The following is a 24,414-nucleotide window of genomic DNA, read 5'->3' on the forward strand; positions in this document are numbered from 1 at the left end:
AATTTTCATTTTTTGTTTTTAGGAATTTATGCTTTAATGCACCTATAGGACTTTAAAATTGCTTATTTCTTTATTATCAATAATAAATAGATTAAATGTGTGGAAAATAATCTCAGAGAATATAAATATTTTTTCTATATTAGAATAATCCACAAGATTAGTGGTAAGTAATATAATTATTTCTAACATTTAAATTTATCTTATGAAAAATCAAGAGAAAAAAAAGCTTGTTCTAAACAAAAGAAAAATTGCAAATTTGTCTAATGACGAATTAAGCAACTTGTACGGTGGTAATGCTGCTCCACAAAAGATAAGTATCTATACTTCAGCGATTTCTATTAACCCTAGAACAACTAGTAATAGATGCTAATTGAACTGTGAAGAATATCGTCATGTTTCTGTTGTTATAATTGCAACATGACGATATTTTCTAGTCCTTACCCATTCCTTCTTATTATGCCACTTGAAAATCAATTAATAGTTGATTATTTCTTAGATTTAGTCTGTAGAGCTCCATTAACATTTTCATCTAATTTATTAGATGGAAATGGATTAACGGCAGTTAATCTTTTGCATATTTCTGAATATTTAGACAGTAAAGAGCTATATAATTTTGGATTTGAATTGTTTGAATTGTGCATTTCCCGAGAGTTATCAATTTCAGCAAAGCATAGTTCTCCTCTTTCATTTCTTAACGGTAATATTGGGATTTATTTTGCTATTACCCATTTAATTTCGAACGAAACCATTGATTTTGATTTAATATCGTTGAACAAGCCCATCATTGATAAGATTCACCATTACATTGATTCCAAAAGTATCACTGATCGAGATTATCAAGGTTTGGCATATTTGATCCATGGATATCACAACTATGCTATGTTAAATCAAAGTTTGGCTGTTAAAGAGCTTGCAGATAAAGCAAAACAAATTTTGTGCCATAAAAATAGTAAGGGATATACGGATTTTTCCTTTCCTTTGAAACTAGATATATGTAAAATTGATTTGCCGAACTTCCATTTTGAAATTTTACAGTTTGCGGCTCGCCAATATCAAACGAATATAATAGACCTTAATTCAAAAAAAATAATCACAGAAATTTTTCAAAAAATTTTCGGTTGTGATCTGTTTTTATCAACACAAGATAAGCTGTTTTATTTAAACCAAATGATTTTAGCAATCTGTGGTAAGAGTAGTTCTTTCGATTTTTTGTATTGGAATGCTTTTTTAGAGAGTGTTACTGATCAAAAGTACCTTAATATATGTCAAGAAAAAGAATTTTCCTCTTAGCTTCAGTAGGTCTAGGACAAGAATATGGATTAAAGACATATTTTAAAACTTTGACGAACGAGGCTCGAAAATATAGATCAAAGATTGAATTAATCATAATAAATATTAAATTCAGTGACTGTTTAGAACCTATTGAAATAAATATACAAGAAAATATAAACCATGTAGTTTTTCCTGTGCTATGTTCAGAAGCTGATTTTTGGGATGAACCGATTTATTCAAAAGGTTTTTTGGCTTGGATGGACAATGAGTTTTCGATCAAAAGCAATGATATCTTCCATTTTAATTCATTTTCCGCGTTAGATATTGCTTTTCTGCTAAAGAACGAATGTGGAGTAAAAATCATCTATACAGTTCACTTCTCAACATGGAAAAGTTATTTTAAAAACGAGAAAGAACTTGAATTAAATTGGATTAAAGCTTCCAAAATTGAAAGAAGACAATGGCATTATCTAGAGATTGAGAATCAAATGCTAGAATTATCTGATAAAATCGTTTGTCTTTCAAAAGAAACTGAGAGGATTTTATCTAGTGTATTCAAAATTGATAAGAAAAAACTTTTACATCTGCCAAATTTCCTCCCGATAGAAGCTCAGAAATTTGCTAATAATCCGTTATTGAAAAGCTTAAGTCCCGATGCCAAAATTATTTTGTACTGTGGAAGAATGGACGATGATAAAGGAATTAGAGAATTGTTTGAAGCGTGCAATAATTTATTTGTCACAAAAAAAAATTGTACTCTCCTACTTGTAGGTGGGGGAGATATCAGTCATCTATTAGGCAGTCTTCCAAATCTATGGGAGCGTTTAATCTATACAGGTTATATTGCGGATAGAAACGTTTTGGAAACTATAATTGCTCTTGCAGATATTCAAGTCCTAATTTCAAGGCACGAGCAGAGCAGCTTCACACTTTTGGAGGGATTGAGAAGTAAAAATGCGATGATAATCAGTGCAATCCCTGCATTCGAAGATATTGATGATAGCGTTTGCATGAAGATAGCAGAAAAGAAATCCGGTTCAATGGCGAAACAATTGGAAGAAAAGCTCAATATCCTTTTGGAGAATACTGATTTGATGGAGGAATTGGGACATAAAGGATATTCTTTCTTTATAGAAAATTTAACAGCAGATAAAAATTTTCCTGTTCTTTGTAAATATGCTTATGGAGTCCGAGACTTGGTCGATTAAACTAATGATTTTAATAAAACAACGATTATGAGAAGATTTAGGCACTATGGAAAAGCTATATTACGCGTTCCGCTAAATAGCTTCCTATTAAGTAATAATTTATTAGATTACAGTGATAATAAACTTTTCATGGAAGGTGTATATCTTTCTAGCAAAGAGTTTTACAAGATGATCGCTACCAATACTCATACAGTCAATGGTAATGAGGGAAATAGTCAGACTAGACAATCTTTGTTAAAATACTGGAATCGGAGCTGTACCCGCTGCACTCCCTTTGGAACGTTTGCTTCTACATCTATAATTGATATACTCCCCACAGAAACTCGTATTATCCTTGATCCTCAAAAGCGATATCGAAGATCTCGGATTGATATGGAGTACTTATTCTCTATTATTGAATCACTTCTACAAACTATTGAGTCTAAAAGAAACATTAAATGGTATATCAATGACAGTCTTTATAGAGGGACTAATTTTCTTCGATATATTGATTGGCATGTGAAAAATAATAATCGGACATATGGATTAAATACTGTAGAAACAACTGATTATCTTGACTTTATTATAGAATTGGCTGCATCAGGTTTAAAACTTGATGAATTAATTAATGCACTGAAAATAAAGTATGATTTACATTCCGAAGAAATTTGGGAATATATTGATGAATTGATTAATGCGAAGATCCTTGTTCCAGAAATCGGGGCACTGGTAATTCAACCTACCCCTTTCTATTTGCTAGAGAAAATAATACAAATAATACCGGATGATCAAGGGAAAAATGCAATTAAACAGTTGCTTGATATCCTCAAAAAACTGGAATTTAATGCAGAAATTGACGATTACGAAAATATCAACAATATTTTAAGAGACATTTCGCCAGATTTAGGAAAAGTCGAAAATACGATTCAGACCGATATGTTCTTGCGTGTTGAAAATGGATCATTGAATGAAAACGATATCGGTAAGATTATGACCCAAGTAGAGGAAACCATGGCCTTTTCAAAGGATTACAGATCATCCACATTGGATGAATTTATGAGACGGTTCACGGAACGGTATGAAGATAAAGAAGTCTCTTTATTACATGCATTGGATTCGGATATTGGGATAGGTTATGGAGCTCTCTCAGATTTAGCTATTGGCAGTTCAGATATTTTAGACAATCTTCCAGTTTCTTATCCTACAGTAGAGGGAGGTTCCGAGTCTGCTATCGATAAATTTGTAATTAAAAAATTCAATGACTTTCTGAATGGGAGCGATAATATCATAAATATCCGGGAGGATGAACTTAAGGAGTTAGAATCTGAATTAGATAAAGGTAAAAGTCTAGATAGTACTTACATAATGGGTACTTATTACCTCGAAAAAGAGCAAGGGTTCAAATTTGACCTAACATCGATCGGCGGATCATCAGGAGCAAATTTGCTTACTAGATTTTCTTATGGAGGTAAAGATTTTTTGGAATTAATAAAACAGATCACAGAAAAAGAATCTGAATTTATAGAAAGTCAGAATGCCTCCAATGCTGAAATCGTTCATCTACCTGATTCTCGTTTAGGTAATATTTTAATGCGACCGTCAATCAGAGATTTTGAAATTACGTTTTTAGGTAATTCAACCTCAGATGAAAGCATTAAAATCAAACTTTCCGATTTATATGTTAGTGTTCGCAATGGTACAGTGTTTTTGAAAAGTAAAAAGCATAATCGTTATATTGTTCCTAAATTAACCAGTGCACATAATTACCAATATAAAAGTCTACCGTTTTATAAATTTTTATGTGACTTGCAACAACAAAATAGATCTATTCCAATAGTTTGGGACTGGGCTATCCTATCCGATAATCGATACTTACCAAGAGTAGAATACAAAAATTTAATTCTTGCCAAGGCTAGATGGAAAATTATTTTTGAAGACATATTCGTTGGTAGGTCTACTTTCCCAGAAGTAAACGTGCAAAAACTTAAAGATTTTATTGTTACTGCAAATATACCAAAGAAAACTTTACTAGTTGAGGGTGATAATACTTTACTGCTAGATTTTGAAACAGAAGATTGTATCGATATACTATTAAAACAATTAAATACAAAAAAACAGGTGATTCTTTGTGAATATCTATCAACAGTCGAAAACTCCATTGTAAAAGATAACAGGACATTTTATTATAATAATGAGGTTATAATACCAATTTATAGTTCAGCTCCCTCTCAGGAGTTCTTTCCTAAACCAGCAGTCAATACAACTGTAAAAAGGAGATTTTTAATTGGCGAAGAATGTCTTTTTATTAAAATTTATGGTGGACCAGAGAGTCTAGATCAAATTCTTATAGACAGATTAGCCTCTTTTATTCTAGCCAAATCAAAATACTTTGAGAAGTTCTTTTTCATTCGTTATAAAGACGAATTTAACCATTTAAGACTTCGCTTCTTTCAAAGTGACAAAAGAACCCTTTCGGAATTTCAAGACTCTTTAACGATATTTCTAAATAACTTAGTTGATACTGAGTTTATCCACTCATGGACAATTGATGTATATAATCGAGAGTTAGAACGGTATTTACCTGAAAATATAGATATTTCTGAAACCTTATTCCATTATGATTCGTTAACCGTTCTGCACGCTTTAAAATCGGTAAGAGGGGAACCCGACGAAGAGAAATACAGACTATTGATTGGACTTTTAGGTTTTTTAAATTACTTAGACATGTTCAACTTAAACTTAAATGAAAAACATGAGTTTGCTAAAAAGGGAGCAAACGATTTCTACCAAGAATTTGGCGGTCAAAAAATACTCCAAAAAGAAATCAACAAAAAGTATAAGATATTTCAAAAAGATATTTTGTCTTTTCTTTCGGATGAGACAAGTGAGGAATACGGATTTTTTTTGAAAGAAAATTTCAACCTATATTGCGAAGAACTCGGGCTTATTACAACGGAAATATTAAAGAATATTTCTAATCATAAATCAATAGATTCTATAAAAAATAATCTAATTTCTAGCTATGTACATATGTTCGTAAATCGACTATTTATAAATCAACAAAGAAAATGGGAAATGATTATCTATCATTTTATGGAGCGGTATTTTCTCTTTAAATTAAAAACTAATCCTGATGAGTGAAAGTATTACAAATTCGCAGGTGGTAAAAACTGTCTACAGAATAAAGGACACATTGCAAAAAAAAAGGTTTAAAAATATTTCATTAATGGATGGACTTCCTGGTTCTATTTTGTTTAATTTTTACTTTGGACAGGTATTCAATTGCAACGAAAGCACTGCATTTAGTGAAAAAAGTGCTGCATACCTAGTAAATAAATTCAATGATCTGGAAAGTTTCCCTTTCGGTTACGGAAATGGTCTTACGGGCGTTTTATCTTTCTTTAATTATATGTCTGACAAATCAGACATATATTCTGGTTTGTTAGACGAGTCATTAGATAGACTGGTTGCCGGGTATATGATGGAACGGTATAAAAAAGGGGATTATGACTATATGTTTGGAGGAGCAGGAGGCATGAAATATCTCTTAGAAAGATATGCAAAGAATCAGAATGAATATCTGAAAAATTTGATAACGCAGGGTGTAACAGTTCTATTAAATGATCTTCTGATAGATGAGAATGAGGAAGTTGCTTTTTGGAATATTTCAAAACGAGAAGATATTAATTTGATTTCAAGTAAGCCCATTAATATTGGTTTTGCGCATGGGATCCCTGGAATTATATCGCTATTATTAGATTGCGTCCAATTTGATATCTGTAAAATTGAAATTCAGAAAATCTTGGAGAAAGTCTTTAGATTCATTTTGAAATATCGAAATATATCTGGTTTATCTCAGTTTCCGAAATATGCGAATATAGTGAATGGAAATGATAATTTCTCACCTCTAGCATGGTGTTATGGTGATATAGGCATCAGTATTAGTTTATTGAAATACGGAGCTGCTTGTGCTAAGGATGAATTCTTTGAAATGGGTACAAATATAGGACTTCAAGCTTGTAATCGACGTTCTGTTCGAGAAAGTGGTGTATTGGATGCAGGTTTCTGTCACGGAACCTCAGGTCTGTCTTGTCAATATAATATATTACACAAATATACTGGTCATTCGGATTTTTTAAAAAGTCAGGAGTATTGGCTAAAAAAAACGATTGAATATTCTAACTTTGACAAACATAGTGTTGCAGGGTTTAGAATGTATATTGATGACGATTTATGGCAACCGTCATTTGGCCTACTTAATGGCATCGCTGGTATAGGATTAACCTTCTTGAATTATATAGAGCCTGAAATCGTGGATTGGAGAACATTTTTTAATTTGCCTAAATTATAATGGGTATCGTTATTGAAAATTTCTGTTGATGAGTCTTTTTAAAGTTAAAAAATTCCCTCACTTCAAGCAGGCAAACGAGATGGATTGTGGAGCGACTTGTTTACGAATAATCTGCAAGTATTTTGGTGTAGTTATTTCGACTACCAAACTCCGAGATCTATGTTTTACGACCAATCGAGGGGTGAATATGCTTGGTATTGCAGAAGCGGCAGAGGAACTCGGGTTGGAACCAGAAGCGAGCCAATTGTCAGTAGATAAGTTGGATCAAGTAGGACTACCTGCAATTTTACATTGGAAGCAGAATCATTTTGTTGTACTTTATAAAATCCAAAATGAAAAATTCTATATTTCTGACCCTGCAAATAAACTTATAAAATATAGTCGCGAGGATTTTGAGAACAATTGGTATCCTTCTACTGAAATTGGAAAAGGGGTGCTTATTTCATTATCTATACCTACACGCTCAAAACACAATTTTGGAAAGTCCAATTCGGAAAATAAATGGAAAAACATATTACGATACTTTTCTGGTCACACGAATCTCTTTATTCAGCTATTTATTGGATTAATTTTAAGCGGAATTTTTGAATTATCTATACCATTTTTAACCCAGAATGCTGTAGATCTTGGGATAAACCAAAAGAATATTGATTTTTTATATTTTGTTTTATTTTCACAACTTTTATTTTTTATTGGACAAATCTCTATTTCTGCTTTTCGATCTTGGACTCTCCTTCACATAAGTACTAGAGTTAATATTGAAATTTTAACCGATTTCTTAATTAAATTAATGAAATTACCTTTTTCATTCTTTGACAAAAGAACGAGTGGTGATATTTTACAACGAATGGAAGATCAGCAGCGAATTGAGGAATTTATAACAAAATCATTTCTTGATGCAATATATTCTATTATACATGTTATGATTTTTGGTTCTATATTATACTTCTATAGTGTTCGAATATTTATTGTGTTTTTTGTCTGTACAATTCTTTATATTATTTGGATATTAATATTCATGAGATCGCGGAAAGAAATTGACATTCGACAATTTGATCTCTCTTCATTAAATAGTACATATACGGTTGAAATGATTCAAAGTATAAGAGATATTAAACTAAATAATGCTGAACAACAGATCAGATTGATATGGGAAGATATCCAAGCACGAATTTTCAAATTAAAGGAAAAATCACTTTTTGTTTTTCAGGCGCAATCTATTGGATCAACAGCTATTAATAGTATCCGAACTATTTTGATTACCTTTTTAAGCGCGAGAGCTGTTATAGATGGAGATATAACCATTGGAGCAATGATGGCTGTTCAATATATAACGGGCAGTATAGATACACCAATAAAAAACGTTCTAGGTCTCATTCAGTCCTATCAAGATGCATCATTAAGTGTTGAAAGGTTAAATGAGATTTATGAAGCCGGAGAGGAGCGTGTTTCAGTTGATAACTATACTGAAATTATTCCCTCTAATGCCTTTATTAGATTTGAAAATGTTACTTTTAAATATTTTGGATCTGGCAACAGACCAATATTTACAAACTTGAACATGCACTTTCCTGCAGGAAAAACGACTGCGATAGTGGGTGAAAGCGGGAGCGGTAAAACTACTATTTTAAAGCTAATTTTGCGATTTTACGATTTACAAGCTGGAATCATAAAAGTGGGTAATTGTAATTTAGAAAGAATAGATTTTAAAATATGGCGTGATGCATGTGGTTGTGTTCTTCAAGATAATATTATATTTTCAAATACAATTGAAGAAAACATTTCGATAGGCAGCGATCAAATCGATTATGAAAGGCTAAATGAAGCAATTAAAATTGCCTGCTTAGACGATTTCATAAATGAACAACCTTTTGGCTTAAAAACAAAAATTGGAAATGCTGGCAAAGGAATAAGTCAGGGACAAAAACAAAGAATATTGATAGCGAGAGCAGTCTATAAGCAGCCTAAGTTTATTTTTTTAGATGAAGCAACAAATGCCTTAGATGCAAAAAATGAGAAAAATATTATAAATAATCTAAGTTCTTTTTTTAAGAACAGAACCGTAATTGTAGTGGCACATCGGCTTAGTACTGTCAAAAACGCTGATAATATTATTGTGATGGAAAAAGGTGCTATTATTGAGCAAGGCACCCACTTGCAATTGGTTGCAAAAAAAGCAACGTACTTTCATCTTATTAAGAATCAATTAGAATTAAGTGAATAGGACAAAGGAAAAAAATATCAGGATCCATAGCAGTGCTATTACTGATTTTATGAGTAAAAAGCCTGCTTTGCTTTTAAGAATTGGGCCATCACTCATAATGGCAATTTTAATTGTTTTAGGTATTCATTTTATATCTAGAGATAATTATAAGATTCAATGTTCCATTCTTAAATCAGGACCCGATAGCTCTAATGTGGAAATTTTTATCAACAACTTGGACTTTGATAAAGTAGCTGATGTTACTTACATTGAGGTTTTTGCTAACGAACTAAACTTGTCATTCAGAGGCAAAATTATCAACTCTTCAATACAACCGGAAAGAATGGTTTTGTTTATAAATACTGTAAATGACGAAAGCATTTCAACACTACCAAAAAATATCTCATTAAATGGTTTTATAATACCCAAGTCAAAACTAACTTTAATAATTGAAAATATTAAAGCTTCTTTTAAAAGCGGATAGCCAAATGTAATAAGAAATTATTTAACATTGGTTTTCTTAAAAGATTCGTAGCTTTCTTGTACATATAGATACAGATCATATGTGTTCCATATCTTTACCTGCTCAGCAGTAGGTCTATATTTTTCAATAAAACTCATTATTTCGTCGTCTTTTATTGAAACAATTTTCTTTATGGAATTGATATTAAAGACACTATCTATTTTGCTTTCCAATTCTGTATCTTTAATATTTTCCTCCATTTTTCTAGCTTTCCTCCCATTTTTACTGAAGAGTTCATAGAAAAAAGTTATAGGTTTTCCTCCGAAAGGGTTCAAGAGGGCAATAGGTGGCCTTCCTCCGTAATATATTCCTCCTTTTTTGTTTTTTTCCATTTGTATTGCCTTTAGATCTCCAATTTTCGTGTTATGCCTATTTCCGGTTATTACGACTTCTTCAAGTATTATACTCTTCTTATTTAAGAAAATAGAATCCTTTAACTTTTCTCTATAGATTAATTTCGTCTCCCAATGATCATGTCGGAATTCAAGCGTATCGCCGAATCTATAATCAACAACAAAATTGCCATATATATCAGAAAGCGTGTGACTCTTAGAATTCAAATTTATTATGTTAATCCCTCTTAACAATAATTTTGAATTAGCCGATAAAATAGTACCTCTATATTCATTTCTTGTTTGACCATTTACCATTGTGATACAACTTAAAATGGTAATAAATATTACTGATAAAGACTTATGTAAATGTTCTCTAATGTTATAATTGATATTCAATATATTCATGTATTAAAAAATTATGCGGATAAATATGACCTATTACTACTTATAAATACTTGAAAATAATTTTTCCTGGAACTATTTTTTTCGTAAATGTCAGGCTCATAAATTCATTTAAGTTATTGACAATTGCACCTATAGGAACCTCAAAGTTTCCCATTTCAAATTCCCTCAACGCTTTCTGTAAATCTGCGGTGCTTCCCAAACAATTTCCAATAATTGTTAAATTTTTCATAATAATTTTACTGAAAAAATCCGTTGCATCAATTGAATGTTGCTGTGTAGAAAATTGATTAGCAATCCCACATGTTACATATTTTGAATTCATCCCCATGAGATCTATAATCCTAAAAAGATTATTATCAGCGAATGGGTCTATGATAAAATCGAACTTCCCATAAATCTTAATTTCCTCATAAATCTTATCAATTTGTGATAATCTTTTGACATCATCTGAAATTATTAAAGATTTTTCGTATGGGATATCGTATTTATAATCAACTGGACGCCTACTGCCTATGTAAAGATCTAATTCTCTTGACTTTAAAATATTATATGCGAACAGAGCTGTATTTGAAGGAAAGCCCAATATTAATCCTTTTTGTTTTCTTTTAATATTTAGTTTTTTTTTCATTGAAAAGGCAGTTTGGGCTCCAATAGTAAAACCAGCTCCTTCTTCAAGACTCATATTTTCAGGCATTTTAATAAGTTGACTTTTATGAAACAACTCAAATTCCAAACTAGCTTTATTTGTAGGGAGCCCGATTATTGAAGGTTCTTGAGGATTATTGGGATAATTCCCATTAGGGATTACCCTATCTTCTAGTTGTAAATTTTTAACTGATTTACCTTTATCAATGACTACACCTGAAAACTCGGATCCGAATGGAATAGTAGTCCCCATGTGAGTTGCTTCGTTTTTATTCATTAACATAATTGCTATATCCCTATAATTACACGAAAAAGCTTTTTTCTGAACCAGGACATGATTTGGAAAATTATCCAGATTAAAATCAGGCAATTTATCTCGGATCAGGGCACATTTTATGATTTCTCCTTGTATTTTAAATTCTCCATTTTCAAGAATCTCTAATTGATTTAAATCATTATTCTCGTTATATACTACTAAAGACCTCATTATTATGATATTTATGAATTTCTATAATTTATAAATTATTTTTAGTTTATGAAAGATATTTAACAAAGTTTTACATCTTAATTTGAGCTACTTAGGAGAAAAGTTTGCCTTTCACAAACTGGGTAGCTGCATCAAAATTGGCGAAGAACCACCTAAATTACTAAAAGTTCTGACGGGGTATTTACCAGTTACAATAGTTCGGTAGGAGAAAAGCCTGTGTATACGACGATAGTATTTGCTCTAGTTTTGTAAAGACTCATCGCCCACAGAGAATCCTTTGACTGGATTACCTTTATCATCTATACCAATCAGAACCCGTCCACCTTTGGTATTGGCACAAGCAGATAACGATTCAATAACGCTATCATTAAAAGAGCTTTTAAATTCAGTATGTAGATTTTCTTTTAGGTTCTTTGTCATTATTTTGGTTCGCTTGGTCGGGTGACTTTTATTTACTCAGTTTCACTGACTATTTCGTTATCTTCTTGTTTTAAACGAAGCACATCTTTGCCGACTTCGGTAGTGTAGTAAGTCTGATTAGGACTGTTTTTAGATTCCTTTGTTTGTACCAGCCATCCATAATAGCTTTAATTGCTCGCTTTTAATAAATTATCGATAGCATGATTACTAATATTGGTGCTTGTTTCAACCATTTTCTGGAAACAAGAAATCCTTCTGGCACATATCTCTTCTAGTAATTTTCTTCTAATCGGATTAGACGCCATGTTTACACACTTTAATTATAACGGAACTCTCTAGCTGAATCGTGGTGTATTATAGAACGGAATATCCATAAAGAAGAGGTATATCTGATTTTTTTTACAGTATTTTTCAGCTACTTCTGATTTAGTTTTTCTTCTAGTTCGACAATGTATTTCGACTGAATTTCAATTACCCTATCTTTCTCAACAAGTAACTTCTTAAGTAAGGAACTTTCTGTTTCAGATGTTTCATTTATGGTAACAGTGGCATTATTGAAACCAACTCTATTATTCTTTATTTCCCCAATATATACGTTGTCCTCAGTGTTTAGGAAATCCTCAATTGGTATTTCAAGAATTTTAGAAATTTGTTGAAGTCGCTCAAGATCAATTCTTGTAATGCCATTTTCAATTTTTTGCCAAGTTTTGATATGAATATTTAACATTTCAGCCATATCGGCTTGTGTATTTCCACTAACTTCTCTTATTTTTTTTATTCTTGCGTGTATTGCTCCCATTTTCAACTATTTATAGGTACTATTAGTATACCCAAAGATACTAATAGTAGGTTGAAAAAGGAAAAATATATGATTAACTTTGGTTATCAATACTTTGAATGACGCAATATGATATTGACTCTTCAAAATTAGTGTTAATTGATAAAAATGAATAAATTTGAAAACTTGATAGTCTAATACTAGACACTGTTTTCCTAAAATATCCTCGTTCACGAAACCGACTAATTTCAAAGAACACGAGAGATGGATAGGTAAAGCGCTGTCCCTGACCATATTTTTATGGCTAAGGGGGTGGCGTCCTATCTTGATTCGTGTTCAGGCCTTTAGTCGGTGCCCCGTGAACGGTCAAGTGGGATGTCCACCCCCTTAGTTGTTTAATGGTGGACGCCCGTTTGGAATGCTAATTAATTTTATACACCAACGGTTAATGAAAAAACAATTCGAAAAAAATCTTATCTCAGCACCGGAGTAGCTCTGGTGTAATGGACATCTATGATGGCCATTCTTATCTTGAAGCACGTGTCGCCAATTAAATAACCTAGTATGAACTCTTTCAAACGTGCTTAGGTAAATCCATATTAATCTTATTTTTTTAACTGTTGAGCGTGGTGCTTGAGCTATAGATTTCTAGGGTCTATTGTCTGTAACCATGCTGAACAACTAATCCTAATTAGCATGCAAGAAACTTGCAATAGGGAGAGCTGTGCGCTGTCCCCAGGAGAAGAACTGCCTTTGTTTATGGCTGATAAATGTGTTTCGAGTAGTAATTCAAAGCATATGATATCAACTTTACAAGAACGAAGTTTAAAAGAAATCGAGTTGGAACAAGCACACACACGCCTAGGGCCAGCCTTGCTCCGTAATCAATTGCCGCTTGGGCAAGAGGGAAGCTATTATTCATTATTGATCCGTGCGGTAGGCGAGGGGAGTGCATTTACTGCAGTGGTGAAAAATGACCGTGCAGATACACTGCGTATATCGCTAGTCAACATGACGGTCTATGCATGCTACTTGTATGCAGTGGGGCTGCCTGCCGACTTCCCGGTCGATCGAATACTGGTATTAGGAGGGTCGCGTGCCGCTTATATTCCGGATAAGGGTAGTGATGTACCAGATCTGTACAGCTATGAGCTTGTGGTGCCTGCAACGACCGATAGGGAGGAATACCAGCAGCGGATATTGAACGATCTGGATGCACACTTTCAACTGGAAGTACGTTCCGAGATGCTTCATATTGTGAAAGGTAGCCGTGCTGTAGCCCACTTGGACCACGAAGATGTCGAGATCATATGGGGCGAGCAACTGATGATGATCATGAAAAGTAAAAAAGGAGCGAAAGTGGATAAAAGCTACCCGTTATTAGCAGAAAACAATTAAAAGAATCTAAAAAGGTAAAGTTTTCTATTTAACGATTCTTGTTCAACGTTGGTCTGAATAGGGTAAGCTTTACACAAAAAATTTAACATTATGAAAGAGCATGAATTATATATAAACAGCTTTTGGAGCGCTATCCAAAAGCTGATGCGGCTAAGCGGCGAAAAAAATTGTAGAAAAGGGAGGAGAAGGTCAGGAGTAAGGGCTATGCTTTTATTGGCGCTTACAGTTTTTCAAAATTTTAATTTTTCTTTAACGGCATTGAAGAACATAAGGACTTATTTCTTACTAGTCCTTATGTTTCATATGTTTAGTTTATCAGCTCAGACGCCCATTAAGGACAGCGGAGCTGATGGGAAAACAAAAGTTATTCCACTGGTTGTTGGCCAAAAAGTTCCTGACGATTTCTGGACGATAGAGCATCTGATCTATGTAGATGGGGATACTATCAGGAAAAACCTCTCGGAATACAAAGGAAAGCCCCTGATACTAGACTTCTGGGCCACATGGTGCGGGGCATGTCTACATAATTTTAAGAAACTCGAAGAGCTAAAGAAGCAACACGGCAATGAGCTCGCAGTTTTACTCGTAAATCCGAGAAAATACCGGGACAACTATGAAAAGATCCATAGGGTCTTTTCCCAGGCACTTCCGCAATTAGGAGTCAAACAGCTATCATCTATCCTATATGACGATTATATAATGGAACTATTTCCACATCTGGGTATCCCACACTACGTGTGGATAAATGCAAGGGGAAGATTTACTGCCTTCACTGACACCGGTGGTCTGGAAAGTAATTCGGTCAGGTATCAAATCATGAATCCTTATTAATATCAACAGTATGAAAAAGATTCTTCTACTTATTACTCTGTCATTATTATATGGACATTATATTATAGCACAGCGTCTGATAAGAGGGAAAGTTGTAGATTCCAAAAATTACGGAATAAGAGGTGTGACAGTACACGACAATGTTTCAAAAAACACCGAGGTAACAGATTCCGTTGGGCTATTTAGAATTCTGGCCACAGGAAACGTACTGACATTCTCTCATTTAATGTATTTGCATCTAAAACTTGACCTGCTGAATAAAAATGAGCTATATGTTCAATTGTTGGAACACGAGAACTCATTGGATACGGCTACAGTATTTAATACGGGATATTCAAACATCCCCAAGAATAGAGCTACGGGATCATTTTCCATTATCAGCGGAAAGGATATCCAAAAACGCGTAACGGACAATATCTTCGATAATATTGAGGGGCTGGCGTCAGGACTCCAAATGGACAGAAGAACTGGAAGCCCGGAATTGAATGTCAGGGGGATCAATACGCTTACACCCAGTATGCTCGGCCCCTTAATCGTGGTCGATAATTTCCCTTTTTCAGGCGACATCAGCTCGCTCAATCCATTGGACATTGAATCCGTGACCCTGCTCAAGGATGCCGCCGCTGCGAGTATCTGGGGAGCACGGGCCGGCAATGGGGTACTGGTAATCAGGACTAAGAAAGGTCATAAGAAAAAAATGAGGCTTTCATTTAACAGCAATCTCCGGTTCAGTGAAAAGCAGGACCTTTTCTACTACTCTGCGATTTCGAGCTCAGATTTTATTTCGCTGGAACTGGACCTTTTTGAAAAAGGTTTTTATGATGCAATGTTATACAGCACCTATGCAAAACGTTTCGTGTTTTCCCCTGTAGTACAGTTGCTCCAGGACCAGAGAAATGGAATTGGTAATATGAAAGACCTCGAAAAAAAAATAAATGCCTGGAATGGGTCAGATTATCGAAATGACCTTATGCAGCGTTATATGCGCAACGGGCTATTTCAACAATATCAAATTTCCATGGAAGGCGGGTCACCACAAATTACCCAGAGAACCTCTATAGGATATTTAAAAAATCTTGAGGGACAGAAAAAGAACAGCCAGAATAAGATCAATATCAACTGGAATATGTCGTTAACGCCAAACGATAAATGGCAAATAGCCACCTCTCTGATGTATACTGTTCAAAGGGTACAGAGCGGTGGAGGAATAGATTATCCCATCAATCCCGATGGAGAACGGTCCATACTCTATCCATATGTAGACTTGGTTGCGGACGACGGTACATATCTCGCGGTTCCCAAAGGATATAATCCGAGATATCTTGACACATTGAGCGTATCGGGAATCAAGGATTGGCGCTACCGTCCACTGGAAGAAATCAACTTGTCTGACGGAAAATCAGATAGGAGAAGCCTCAATGCCAACCTATCGATCGGATATAAGATTACAGAATCACTTACGGTAGACGGACTCTATAATTATGAGCGATGGGACGGTGAACTTAACAGTTTACATGGGGAACAATCATATTTTGTAAGGGACCTCTTCAACCGGTTCGGATATCTGAAGAATGGGGAATTCAAAAGCCAGATACCCGAAGGTGCAGTCCTTGACCGGTCAAACTCTTCTTCACAGGCCCATCGTGGAAGATTGCAGTTAAATTTCGATAGATTGGTAGGAAAACATGGCATTTCTGTATTGGCAGGGGCAGAAATTTCGGACAGGACTGTCAGCACTTCAACTTCGAGGCACTATGGATATAACGATTTACTAGCCACAATACTTATCAATCCTAATGAACAATATCCTATTTTCGACGACCTAGGAGGCTCTAGTACTATTCCTTTTCCGTACGGTCTGGGCAAGTCAAAGGAAAGGTTTGTTTCATTCTACCTGAACGGATCCTATGAGTATATGGAAAAATATGTTGCAACGGTTTCGGCTAGGAGAGACGCATCCAATCTTTTCGGCGTGAAAACAAACGAAAGATGGAACCCTCTGTGGTCAACCGGGATGATGTGGAATACAAAACGTGAAAAATTTATGCAAGCGAAAAAATGGATCAACGAATTTAAGTTGAAGTTCACGATGGGACACAGTGGAAATGCGGGCGGGGTTGCTAGTACGCTGCCTATCCTTCAGTACAAAACACCCTCCTCCATAAATCTCTATACCATAAAAAGAGCCGCAGTTACGACTCTTCCTAATCCGTCGCTGCGATGGGAGGAAGTCAGTATGCTTAATCTGGGGGCAGAATTTTCCCTTTTTGGAAACAGGTTTAGGGGTTCCTTTGATTATTTCCTGAAAAAATCCTCGAACCTCCTTTCTGCTGATCCGCTTGATCCGACAAACGGATTCAACACCATCACGCGGAACGTAGCGAAAGTCCGCGGCAGAGGTTTCGACCTGATGCTGTCATCGCGGAACTTAGAAGGTGAATTTGGCTGGACGACTTCTTTTCTCCTGTCCAGCACTAGGGATAGGGTGACAACGTTCTTTGGAAATACTCCCACAACCTCCAGCCTGGTCTCCTACACAGGACGTAGGCTAAACCCGGTAGAAGGTTATTCACTTTATCCTGTTTTTTCATACCGGTTTGCGGGACTTGATCCGCAGACTGGAGATCCCATGGGCTACGGGCTGGATGGTCTGTCGAAGGAATATGCCGCCCTCCTGAGAGATTCCATCCAATATCTAAAATATCATGGTCCAGCACTTCCGGTATTCCATGGCTCTCTTCAGAACACTCTCTCCTATAAAGGGGTCGAACTATGGGTGAACCTATCTTTTAAATTTGGACATTATTTCCAGAAAGAAACGATTATGTACAATGACCTTTTCAATTCCTGGATTGGACATAGTGACTACGGGCGCCGATGGAAGGTACCGGGCGACGAGAAGTATACAGATATTCCCTCCATGATATATCCTGCAAATTCAAACAGGGATGATTTCTTTGCACATTCCGAGGCTAATATTTTGAAGGGAGATCTCATCCGGTTACAGGATTTAAGGTTATCCTATGATATATTCTCCAAAATAAAATCCCCTAAAGGAATTACCTCTATGAATGTATCAATGGTTGCCAGCAATCTGGGAATACTCTGGAAGTCGGCTGGGGGAAAGATAGACCCCGACTATTATCAGCTTCCTACTCCGCGGACATATTCACTGGGTTTACAAATTACATTCTAACATGATGAAAATGAAAAGATATCTATGTTTTTCACTGGTACTTTGCTTTCTGCAAATGACAATGTCCAGCTGTGAATCATTTTTGGAGGAAAAACCGGAAGCGAATCTCACGACGCCCCAAAATCTGATGGACCTTAGGTCCTTGCTTGACGATGAATCCATCATTAACCGTAGTTTTCCTGGACTTATGGAAATGGGAACGGACGATTATTACCTGGACTATACGGACTGGGCCTCAAGACCTGCCTACGAAAAGAGCATTTATTGCTGGCAGCCTGTTGCGATGACCACAACAGACAATGTTTCCACGTTCTGGACCAACCCATATAGGGTAATATCGACTGCAAACATTGTCCTTGAAAGTTTGGAAAGATTGGGACTCAGTGCTACCGAAGAAGGACAAAAACTCGCCGGTGAGGCATATTTCATTAGAGGTTATATGCATTTTAGCCTTGCGCAGATTTATGCCATGGATGAAGATACTGACTCCGGCCCCATGGGAATCCCGATAAGGCGTTCATCCGATATTGATATTAAAACGGTCAGAAGCTCCGTTGCAGAGACATACAATACCATCCTGGAAGACCTAGAAACGGCCACCCGGTTATTGCCCGAATCGACTGATTACCTGACTCGTGCGGACAGAACAGCTGCCTTTGCGGCACTTTCAAGAATATATCTATTTCGTGGTGACTATGACAGCGCACTCCGCTATGCTGAAAAAGTACTCGAGAAAAGAAACATACTTCTGGATTATAACAGTATAGATGTAAATAGCAAAAATCCATTTCCTGTCAAGAGCAATCCTGAAATACTGTATTTTGGGATAAGCTCTTCTGCAAGCTCGCTTTTAGCCGTCACCAGAAGTAATGTTGACAGCCTTCTTTATCGTTCATTTGAGAATGATGACCTTCGTAAACAAGCATTTTTTACAAAAAAAAGAGAGAAGGTTTTCACTTTCAAGGGCTTCTATAGCGGGGCGGAAGTATCCTTCTTTTATGGACTGGCTCTGGACGAGGTTTATCTGAATAAGGCAGAATGTCTGGTCCGACTACAGAAGGTCAATGAAGGGCTCAGTGTATTGAACAAACTTCTTGAAAACAGATATAAACAGGGAAGTTTTGTTCATTATACAGATTTGGGATATTTGGACGCATTGAAGATCATCCTGACTGAACGGCGTAAAGAAATGTGCAGACGTGGGGTCAGGTGGTCGGATCTGAGAAGGCTAAATGCCGATTTCGAATTCCGTAAAAAATTGAAAAGAAGTATCGTGCAGGCAAATGGTTCCGCTGAAGAATTTGTATTGGACCCTGACAGCAAAAGTTCTGTTTTTTTTATACCTGATGAGGTTATTTCGAGGACCGGTATCGTACAGAATCCCCAATAAACAAAGTTATTACACCACAATTCCCCTAACAGAGGGGAATTGTGGTGTAATGCATTATTGATCCCTAAAAGATTTAACAGTAGCATTATCAGTTTTGGCATCCAAGGCATCCTGAATATTGTTCTTAGCTGTCGAATCAAGTACAGGATGGGAAGGATCCGCTGTATTTGCCGGAGCCTGTATCTCACAAATTACCACAACACCGTTTCCACAATTAGGATTAGGCGTGCTCGAATAGCTCGAGGGGAGGGTTGGATCACCACTGGTATAATACCATGAAGGATCAATGAGACTATTACTGGTAACATTTTCCTTCTTCTCCATTGCTTTCACAACTACAAAAATACCAAATAATAAAATGAATAATGCTAGACAGGCACGTAGCCCGTTATTTTTTAAAGTACCCATAAGGCAATTTATGCACTTGAAGATGAGTGCGAACTTTAGTCTGTAATTTTGTTTATAACCGTTGCATGTCAGTTTTGCCTCACAGTTATGCGCTTGAGGGATCCGTATCGGTCATGCATTTCTCCCCTGAATGCGGTTGACCATTGATTGTATCTTTGGCTGTTCAGGCCTGAATAGTGCAAATTTGCGTGGGAACCAGTTCTTGTCTTTAACTCTCTTTAGGGCTAAGGATAGACAGATAGGGGTACTGTATAGTCCTTTGAAAAAAAGCACTTGTCGGTACCTGAACTGAAAGACAACCAATCCATACAGCTTTGTCCATAAAGACTGTAACACTGTCCATATTGATTGGACGAGTCGTTCAATTTTGTTTTTTGCTGTTTGTAGACTTTTCATCTTCGTTCATTTTACCTATCCATAACCTGTTGCTCAGCGGCACATCCTTGGCGCGGCCTGTCCTCTGTTTTCTCTTTGCACTTTGTCGCTGTACCCGCGTCCCTATTTGTTGCTCCAAATACCCAATCGCCATTAACAAGCGTACCATACGTACCTGAAGCGATCCGTCGGGAAAGACGGATATGGACCCAACCCTGGTACGCTCGCCATTTCATTATATTTATCGTTGTTATCTTACATCTTTATCATTTCGTATTTATACCATAGCTAACATGGATTGATAATTCCATTGCTTGAAAGCAAAAGAAATACAATCTTCATTTCTTTCCATATTAATTGGTTTTTATTCATTTTTTGGATAGAAATAAATGAGAAAACTTGAAAAACATCGAAAATATTTGCTTTTTAAACTTATTTTTAATAAACTAGAGATTCGTATGGGGTAATAAACCAGCCAATTAACCACAAATATTGCTATTATGGAAGCCAATAAAGTTATCGAAGAAGATGAGGATTGCGATCTGTCAACACGTGATCATTGGAAAGCAAGAATATCTTGGATACTTATTTTTTCACTTTTCAATGCTTTTTTAGGATATCCAATAGGTGAGGGCTGGAATATTTTAGAATATTGCCTTTCGAGTTCTAATTTCTATATTGATTTTTTATGGAGCTTTGTTTATCTGACCATGATGATGCTTTGGACTATAGAGGTAACCGCATATTTTGATAAAAAGCAGTTATGGAAGGACGGATTCTTGAACCGTCTGATTGCCCAGCTATTATTCGCATTTTTACCTTCAATGCTATTTTTAGAGATGGCAGATCAGTTATATACTCAGGTAAGTGCAAGAAGATTGTTTCGGATAAACCAAAACATAAGCCAATTTCCTTTCTTTTTTTGGGTATCATTAATTTACACGTTATTCTATAGTCTAATCTCACTTTTTGCTGAATATATGAACAGCGTAAATAGAACTGGAGCAACTATGATGGATAACTTGATTTCCTCAGGTGCTAAAATAATTGATGAAGAGAGAAAGGTCGATAGTCAAAATAATGATAACAGTAATCCTGTTATAACCATTCGAGAAGGAAAAGAAATAAGATTGAATGATCTGGACATTGTTTGGGTAAGCAATAGTAACGGGATGAATATCATCTACGAACGGAATTATGATAACCCACCAGTTCAAGACGGTCATCCGTTGAAGTTTTGGGTTGAAAGGCTCGATTCGAAAGATTATTATCAAATATCTCGTTGGGATTTGGTGCATCGAGATATTATAAAAGGTTACACCATAAAACCCGATAAAAATTTTAAAATGGAACTGGACTATCCTGGCGAGCATCAGCTTATACTCAATAAGGATAAAATGGATGATTTTGCAAAATGGTTTTCGAAGGAGCTGTAAATAGATAAGCAGACGATGAAGCAGTATAAGGACCTTTTTATTCAATTAATTACATGGTTATTTTGTGTTGAGGTAAATTCTCAACCCTTTAAGTTTCTTTCATAAATTTTCAATATAACTTTGGTGAAAATATGGGAAAGTTGACGAACTTATATTAAATTGTGTAAGGATGTTTCCACGGTGCACGATAAGGTCTTCTTAATAATTTGGTTGCTTCCGGATCATCAATACATATTTTTTTGATAGGGTCATAGACCAGCGGTCGTTTTAATAGCATGGACAGATTGGCCAGAATACAACTTGCTGTAGATATGTGTCCCTCTTCGATATCAGCAACGGGTAAATGATCATTTTCAATTGCCGATAGGAGATTCAGCATGTGCTGCCGCGTTGCGGGAGCTGTATGTAATTCAATGCGGGGTTCTTTTAGGTCCTCTGGGAATTCTTCTTTTTCAAAAACGACGTCCATTGCGATTCGTTCTCCTTTACCAACCGGAATAAACTCATACTTCATCACACTTCCCTTTAAAGTACCCTTGTCTCCATAGATAATAAATGCCCATGGATATTCGGGGTCAGCTGGCGTACCCCAAGAACGCATTTGCCATACGCAGTTGAGGTCAGGATATTCAAATATGGCAGTCTGCGTATCCGGCACGTTCGACTTCCCCCCCTTTTGCACAAAGATACCACCTGTTGCACTGATTTTATTCGGCCATTTAAGTTGGAGCAACCAACGGACAGCGTCGAACATGTGCATGCCCATATCGCCCGTAATACCATTCCCGTATTCCATAAAGGTTCGCCACCAACCTCCATGTGGCAAGCTATCATAAGGGCGCAAGGGGGCGGGACCAGTCCACATTTCGTAATCCAGAAAATCAGGGACCGGCTGTAATGGTGGATTACCATTCTGTCGCATATGGTAGTAGCAACACATTTCTACCTGTGATATTTTACCGAGTAGACCTTGGTCTATCACCCTTTGTTTAGCGTCTAGGAGATGGGAGGTACTTCTCCGTTGTGTCCCTACCTGCACTTTTTTATTGAGCTTTCGAGCAGCTTGGAGTATGGCTTCTCCTTCCAGTACATCAATACTGACAGGTTTTTGTAGATAGATATGGGCACCAGCACGCATCGTGTCAATCGCCTGTCGCGCGTGCCAGTGATCGGGTGTGCCGATAAGCACGAGATCGAATTTATGCTCCGCCAGCATCTTCCTATAATCCGTATAGAGCGATGGTATCTTTCTAGATACTTGTCGTTCGCTGATGAGTTTGCCAGCTTCCTGTAGATGGTTATTGTCCACATCGCAGATAGCGACAACATCAATATCCCTGACCTGCATGAGTCTAAATAGATCGCTTTTTCCGTACCAACCTGCTCCGATCAATCCGACACGCAAGTTTTTACTTGGATTTGTAAAGGCTAGCCCATTAGTCTGCAATGCAGATAAGGTTAAAACGGCACTTGTATTTTGAATGAATTTTCTACGGTTTAGGTTTAAGTCAGCCATATATCTGTTGGTTTATTGGTTGTTATGAGGAAGAATAACATATGAAGATACTAATTATTTGACTATTTCTGGTCTAAAGATCTATTTAAATAAGAAGATTTTAGTTGATGTTTTTATCTGATTCTCTTCCCATTACTTATAGAAGCGACTATATACGGAGGCTATAAATTTGAAAAGAAGTTGAACTTGGATAACTGGTGCCAATTTCAACTTCATCTGTGTTATTAAAGATAAATTCTCAATTATTTCTTTCTAGTCAAGAAATCTATTCAAAATAAGTAAGCGTATCAATGGCTCGATCCTTTTGTCGGTATTAAAATATTGACGCCTGCTTGAACTGCCATTCCACCGAAACGGCTTTCTGTAGCAAAATTTTGCGTAATACGAGCCATAGCCCCAATTTTTTTAGGGACAATCCAATAGGAAACAAACCCACCAACACCAGCAGTTTGGTCAGAAAGAAAACTACCCTCCGTTCCCTTGTCGTCCGAGACCTGTTTGGTGTAATGTCCAAATACACCCACTTCATCACCTCGCGAGTTTAGGAGATACGAACCTCCCATGTCGACCGTAAGATGGCTGCCCTCTTTGAAGTCCGTATCTTTTTGCCATTGGTTGATCTCTAAAGTTGGTGCTATACTTAAGTTGATTTTGGGTTGCGGTTTGTATTGCAAAGCCCCACGTATATTGTGTGACCAATAACCATGGCCACCATTATCTAAACTATTATGTTCATATTTCCCTGTTGGTGCCCATACTCCATAATTTAAGGCATATTTAAAGTTACCATCTTTCCATGATAGCCAGATGGGTTGGATGTACATGTCGCCAAAGCCGATACTTTTATTGGTGAAGTTATAGCGACCTGAACCTGTCTGTTGCGAATAGTAATCCAATGCGATACTGGCGGTAGGACTATTCAATGTCGGTATGATCATCATTCCCCAATCTGCATTTAGAATTTTTCCTTTACCGCCATATATGGCCATTAAAATAAATGAATGCGTTTTGACATTTTGTTCGATATTGAGCGTGGTCGGATTATTAGGTGTCGGATTGATCAGTTGATCCGATTTATTGCCCTGTTTATTATAATAGTTCATATTGGCATAACCATACCATACCGGTATAATAAAGCCAGCATGAGGGGCAAAATAATCATTAGGGTTAAAGGATGAACCATTGTAATGACCTTGCGCAAAACTACTGATACTGATCATCAGTAACAGCAGTAAATTGAGGAGCTTTTTCATAAGGT

Annotated in this window: 20 protein-coding genes; 12 read left to right on the forward strand and 8 right to left on the reverse strand. The window is 36.1% G+C overall.

The annotated features are described in order from the left end of the window. Positions 1-202: 202 nt before the first annotated feature. The 7 genes from KO02_RS23705 (at position 203) to KO02_RS01430 (ending at position 9,497) form a co-directional block, all read left to right on the forward strand. Entirely contained in the window at positions 203-370 is a 168-nt protein-coding gene (locus tag KO02_RS23705; RefSeq protein ID WP_158500256.1) for a class I lanthipeptide, read from the forward strand. Positions 371-417: 47 nt separating this feature from the next. Next, positions 418-1,290 carry a hypothetical protein gene (locus KO02_RS01405; protein ID WP_158500257.1) on the forward strand — a complete coding sequence of 291 codons (873 nt, stop codon included), beginning with the start codon at positions 418-420 and terminating at the stop codon, positions 1,288-1,290. Further along, positions 1,263-2,480 carry a glycosyltransferase family 4 protein gene (locus KO02_RS01410; RefSeq protein ID WP_038695195.1) on the forward strand — a complete coding sequence of 406 codons (1,218 nt, stop codon included), beginning with the start codon at positions 1,263-1,265 and terminating at the stop codon, positions 2,478-2,480. Before KO02_RS01405 ends, KO02_RS01410 begins: the two co-directional genes overlap by 28 nt. Before the next feature lie 129 nt (positions 2,481-2,609). Next, positions 2,610-5,600: a lantibiotic dehydratase gene (locus tag KO02_RS01415; protein ID WP_038695197.1), complete on the forward strand. Its 2,991-nt coding sequence runs from the start codon at positions 2,610-2,612 to the stop codon at positions 5,598-5,600. Next, entirely contained in the window at positions 5,593-6,810 is a 1,218-nt protein-coding gene (locus tag KO02_RS01420) for a lanthionine synthetase C family protein (protein WP_038695200.1), read from the forward strand. Before KO02_RS01415 ends, KO02_RS01420 begins: the two co-directional genes overlap by 8 nt. Before the next feature lie 79 nt (positions 6,811-6,889). Then, on the forward strand, positions 6,890-9,034 hold the full coding sequence (locus tag KO02_RS01425) for a peptidase domain-containing ABC transporter (protein ID WP_038701959.1): 2,145 nt from the start codon (positions 6,890-6,892) through the stop codon (positions 9,032-9,034). Between the two features lie 49 nt (positions 9,035-9,083). Continuing rightward, positions 9,084-9,497, forward strand: a complete 414-nt coding sequence (locus tag KO02_RS01430) for a hypothetical protein (protein WP_144243240.1) — start codon at positions 9,084-9,086, stop codon at positions 9,495-9,497. A gap of 17 nt (positions 9,498-9,514) precedes the next feature. Here the strand turns inward: KO02_RS01430 and KO02_RS01435 are convergent, their stop codons facing one another. The 4 genes from KO02_RS01435 to KO02_RS01450 all read right to left on the reverse strand — a co-directional run bounded on the left by KO02_RS01435 (position 9,515) and on the right by KO02_RS01450 (position 12,627). After that, positions 9,515-10,186, reverse strand: a complete 672-nt coding sequence (locus KO02_RS01435) for a hypothetical protein (protein WP_038695203.1) — start codon at positions 10,184-10,186, stop codon at positions 9,515-9,517. A 130-nt stretch (positions 10,187-10,316) separates the two neighbouring features. Further along, the gene (locus KO02_RS01440) at positions 10,317-11,408 is read right to left on the reverse strand and encodes an alcohol dehydrogenase catalytic domain-containing protein (protein ID WP_038695205.1); all 1,092 of its coding nucleotides are present in this window, start codon (positions 11,406-11,408) and stop codon (positions 10,317-10,319) included. Positions 11,409-11,648: 240 nt separating this feature from the next. Then, positions 11,649-11,828 carry a helix-turn-helix domain-containing protein gene (locus KO02_RS01445; protein WP_038695207.1) on the reverse strand — a complete coding sequence of 60 codons (180 nt, stop codon included), beginning with the start codon at positions 11,826-11,828 and terminating at the stop codon, positions 11,649-11,651. A 415-nt stretch (positions 11,829-12,243) separates the two neighbouring features. Next, positions 12,244-12,627: a helix-turn-helix domain-containing protein gene (locus tag KO02_RS01450; RefSeq protein WP_038695209.1), complete on the reverse strand. Its 384-nt coding sequence runs from the start codon at positions 12,625-12,627 to the stop codon at positions 12,244-12,246. 675 nt (positions 12,628-13,302) lie between these two features. Between KO02_RS01450 and KO02_RS01455 the strand changes: the two genes are divergently transcribed. From KO02_RS01455 to KO02_RS01470, 4 genes are all read left to right on the forward strand, one after another. Further along, positions 13,303-14,004, forward strand: coding sequence for a hypothetical protein (locus KO02_RS01455; protein WP_144243241.1), 702 nt, complete (start codon positions 13,303-13,305; stop codon positions 14,002-14,004). A gap of 90 nt (positions 14,005-14,094) precedes the next feature. Continuing rightward, positions 14,095-14,835 carry a TlpA family protein disulfide reductase gene (locus KO02_RS01460; protein ID WP_038695213.1) on the forward strand — a complete coding sequence of 247 codons (741 nt, stop codon included), beginning with the start codon at positions 14,095-14,097 and terminating at the stop codon, positions 14,833-14,835. Between the two features lie 10 nt (positions 14,836-14,845). Continuing rightward, the gene (locus KO02_RS01465) at positions 14,846-18,031 is read left to right on the forward strand and encodes a SusC/RagA family TonB-linked outer membrane protein (protein ID WP_038695214.1); all 3,186 of its coding nucleotides are present in this window, start codon (positions 14,846-14,848) and stop codon (positions 18,029-18,031) included. Between the two features lie 61 nt (positions 18,032-18,092). Continuing rightward, positions 18,093-19,421 (forward strand): RagB/SusD family nutrient uptake outer membrane protein, encoded by a 1,329-nt coding sequence (locus tag KO02_RS01470; RefSeq protein WP_038695216.1) that lies wholly within the window; start codon positions 18,093-18,095, stop codon positions 19,419-19,421. A 54-nt stretch (positions 19,422-19,475) separates the two neighbouring features. Here the strand turns inward: KO02_RS01470 and KO02_RS01475 are convergent, their stop codons facing one another. Beyond that, on the reverse strand, positions 19,476-19,829 hold the full coding sequence (locus KO02_RS01475; RefSeq protein ID WP_038695218.1) for a hypothetical protein: 354 nt from the start codon (positions 19,827-19,829) through the stop codon (positions 19,476-19,478). A 407-nt stretch (positions 19,830-20,236) separates the two neighbouring features. After that, the gene (locus tag KO02_RS23500; protein WP_144243242.1) at positions 20,237-20,440 is read right to left on the reverse strand and encodes a hypothetical protein; all 204 of its coding nucleotides are present in this window, start codon (positions 20,438-20,440) and stop codon (positions 20,237-20,239) included. Positions 20,441-20,704: 264 nt separating this feature from the next. Here KO02_RS23500 and KO02_RS01480 point away from each other — a divergent pair, with 264 nt between their 5' ends. Further along, positions 20,705-21,640: a hypothetical protein gene (locus KO02_RS01480; RefSeq protein WP_038695220.1), complete on the forward strand. Its 936-nt coding sequence runs from the start codon at positions 20,705-20,707 to the stop codon at positions 21,638-21,640. 154 nt (positions 21,641-21,794) lie between these two features. Here KO02_RS01480 and KO02_RS01485 read toward each other — a convergent pair whose 3' ends face one another. Together KO02_RS01485 and KO02_RS01490 are read right to left on the reverse strand one after the other, a co-directional pair. After that, entirely contained in the window at positions 21,795-23,156 is a 1,362-nt protein-coding gene (locus KO02_RS01485) for a Gfo/Idh/MocA family protein (RefSeq protein ID WP_038695222.1), read from the reverse strand. Positions 23,157-23,443: 287 nt separating this feature from the next. After that, positions 23,444-24,409, reverse strand: coding sequence for a transporter (locus KO02_RS01490; RefSeq protein ID WP_038695224.1), 966 nt, complete (start codon positions 24,407-24,409; stop codon positions 23,444-23,446). Positions 24,410-24,414 lie beyond the last annotated feature (5 nt).

This window comes from Sphingobacterium sp. ML3W (assembly GCF_000747525.1).
In the GTDB taxonomy this organism is placed as follows: domain Bacteria; phylum Bacteroidota; class Bacteroidia; order Sphingobacteriales; family Sphingobacteriaceae; genus Sphingobacterium.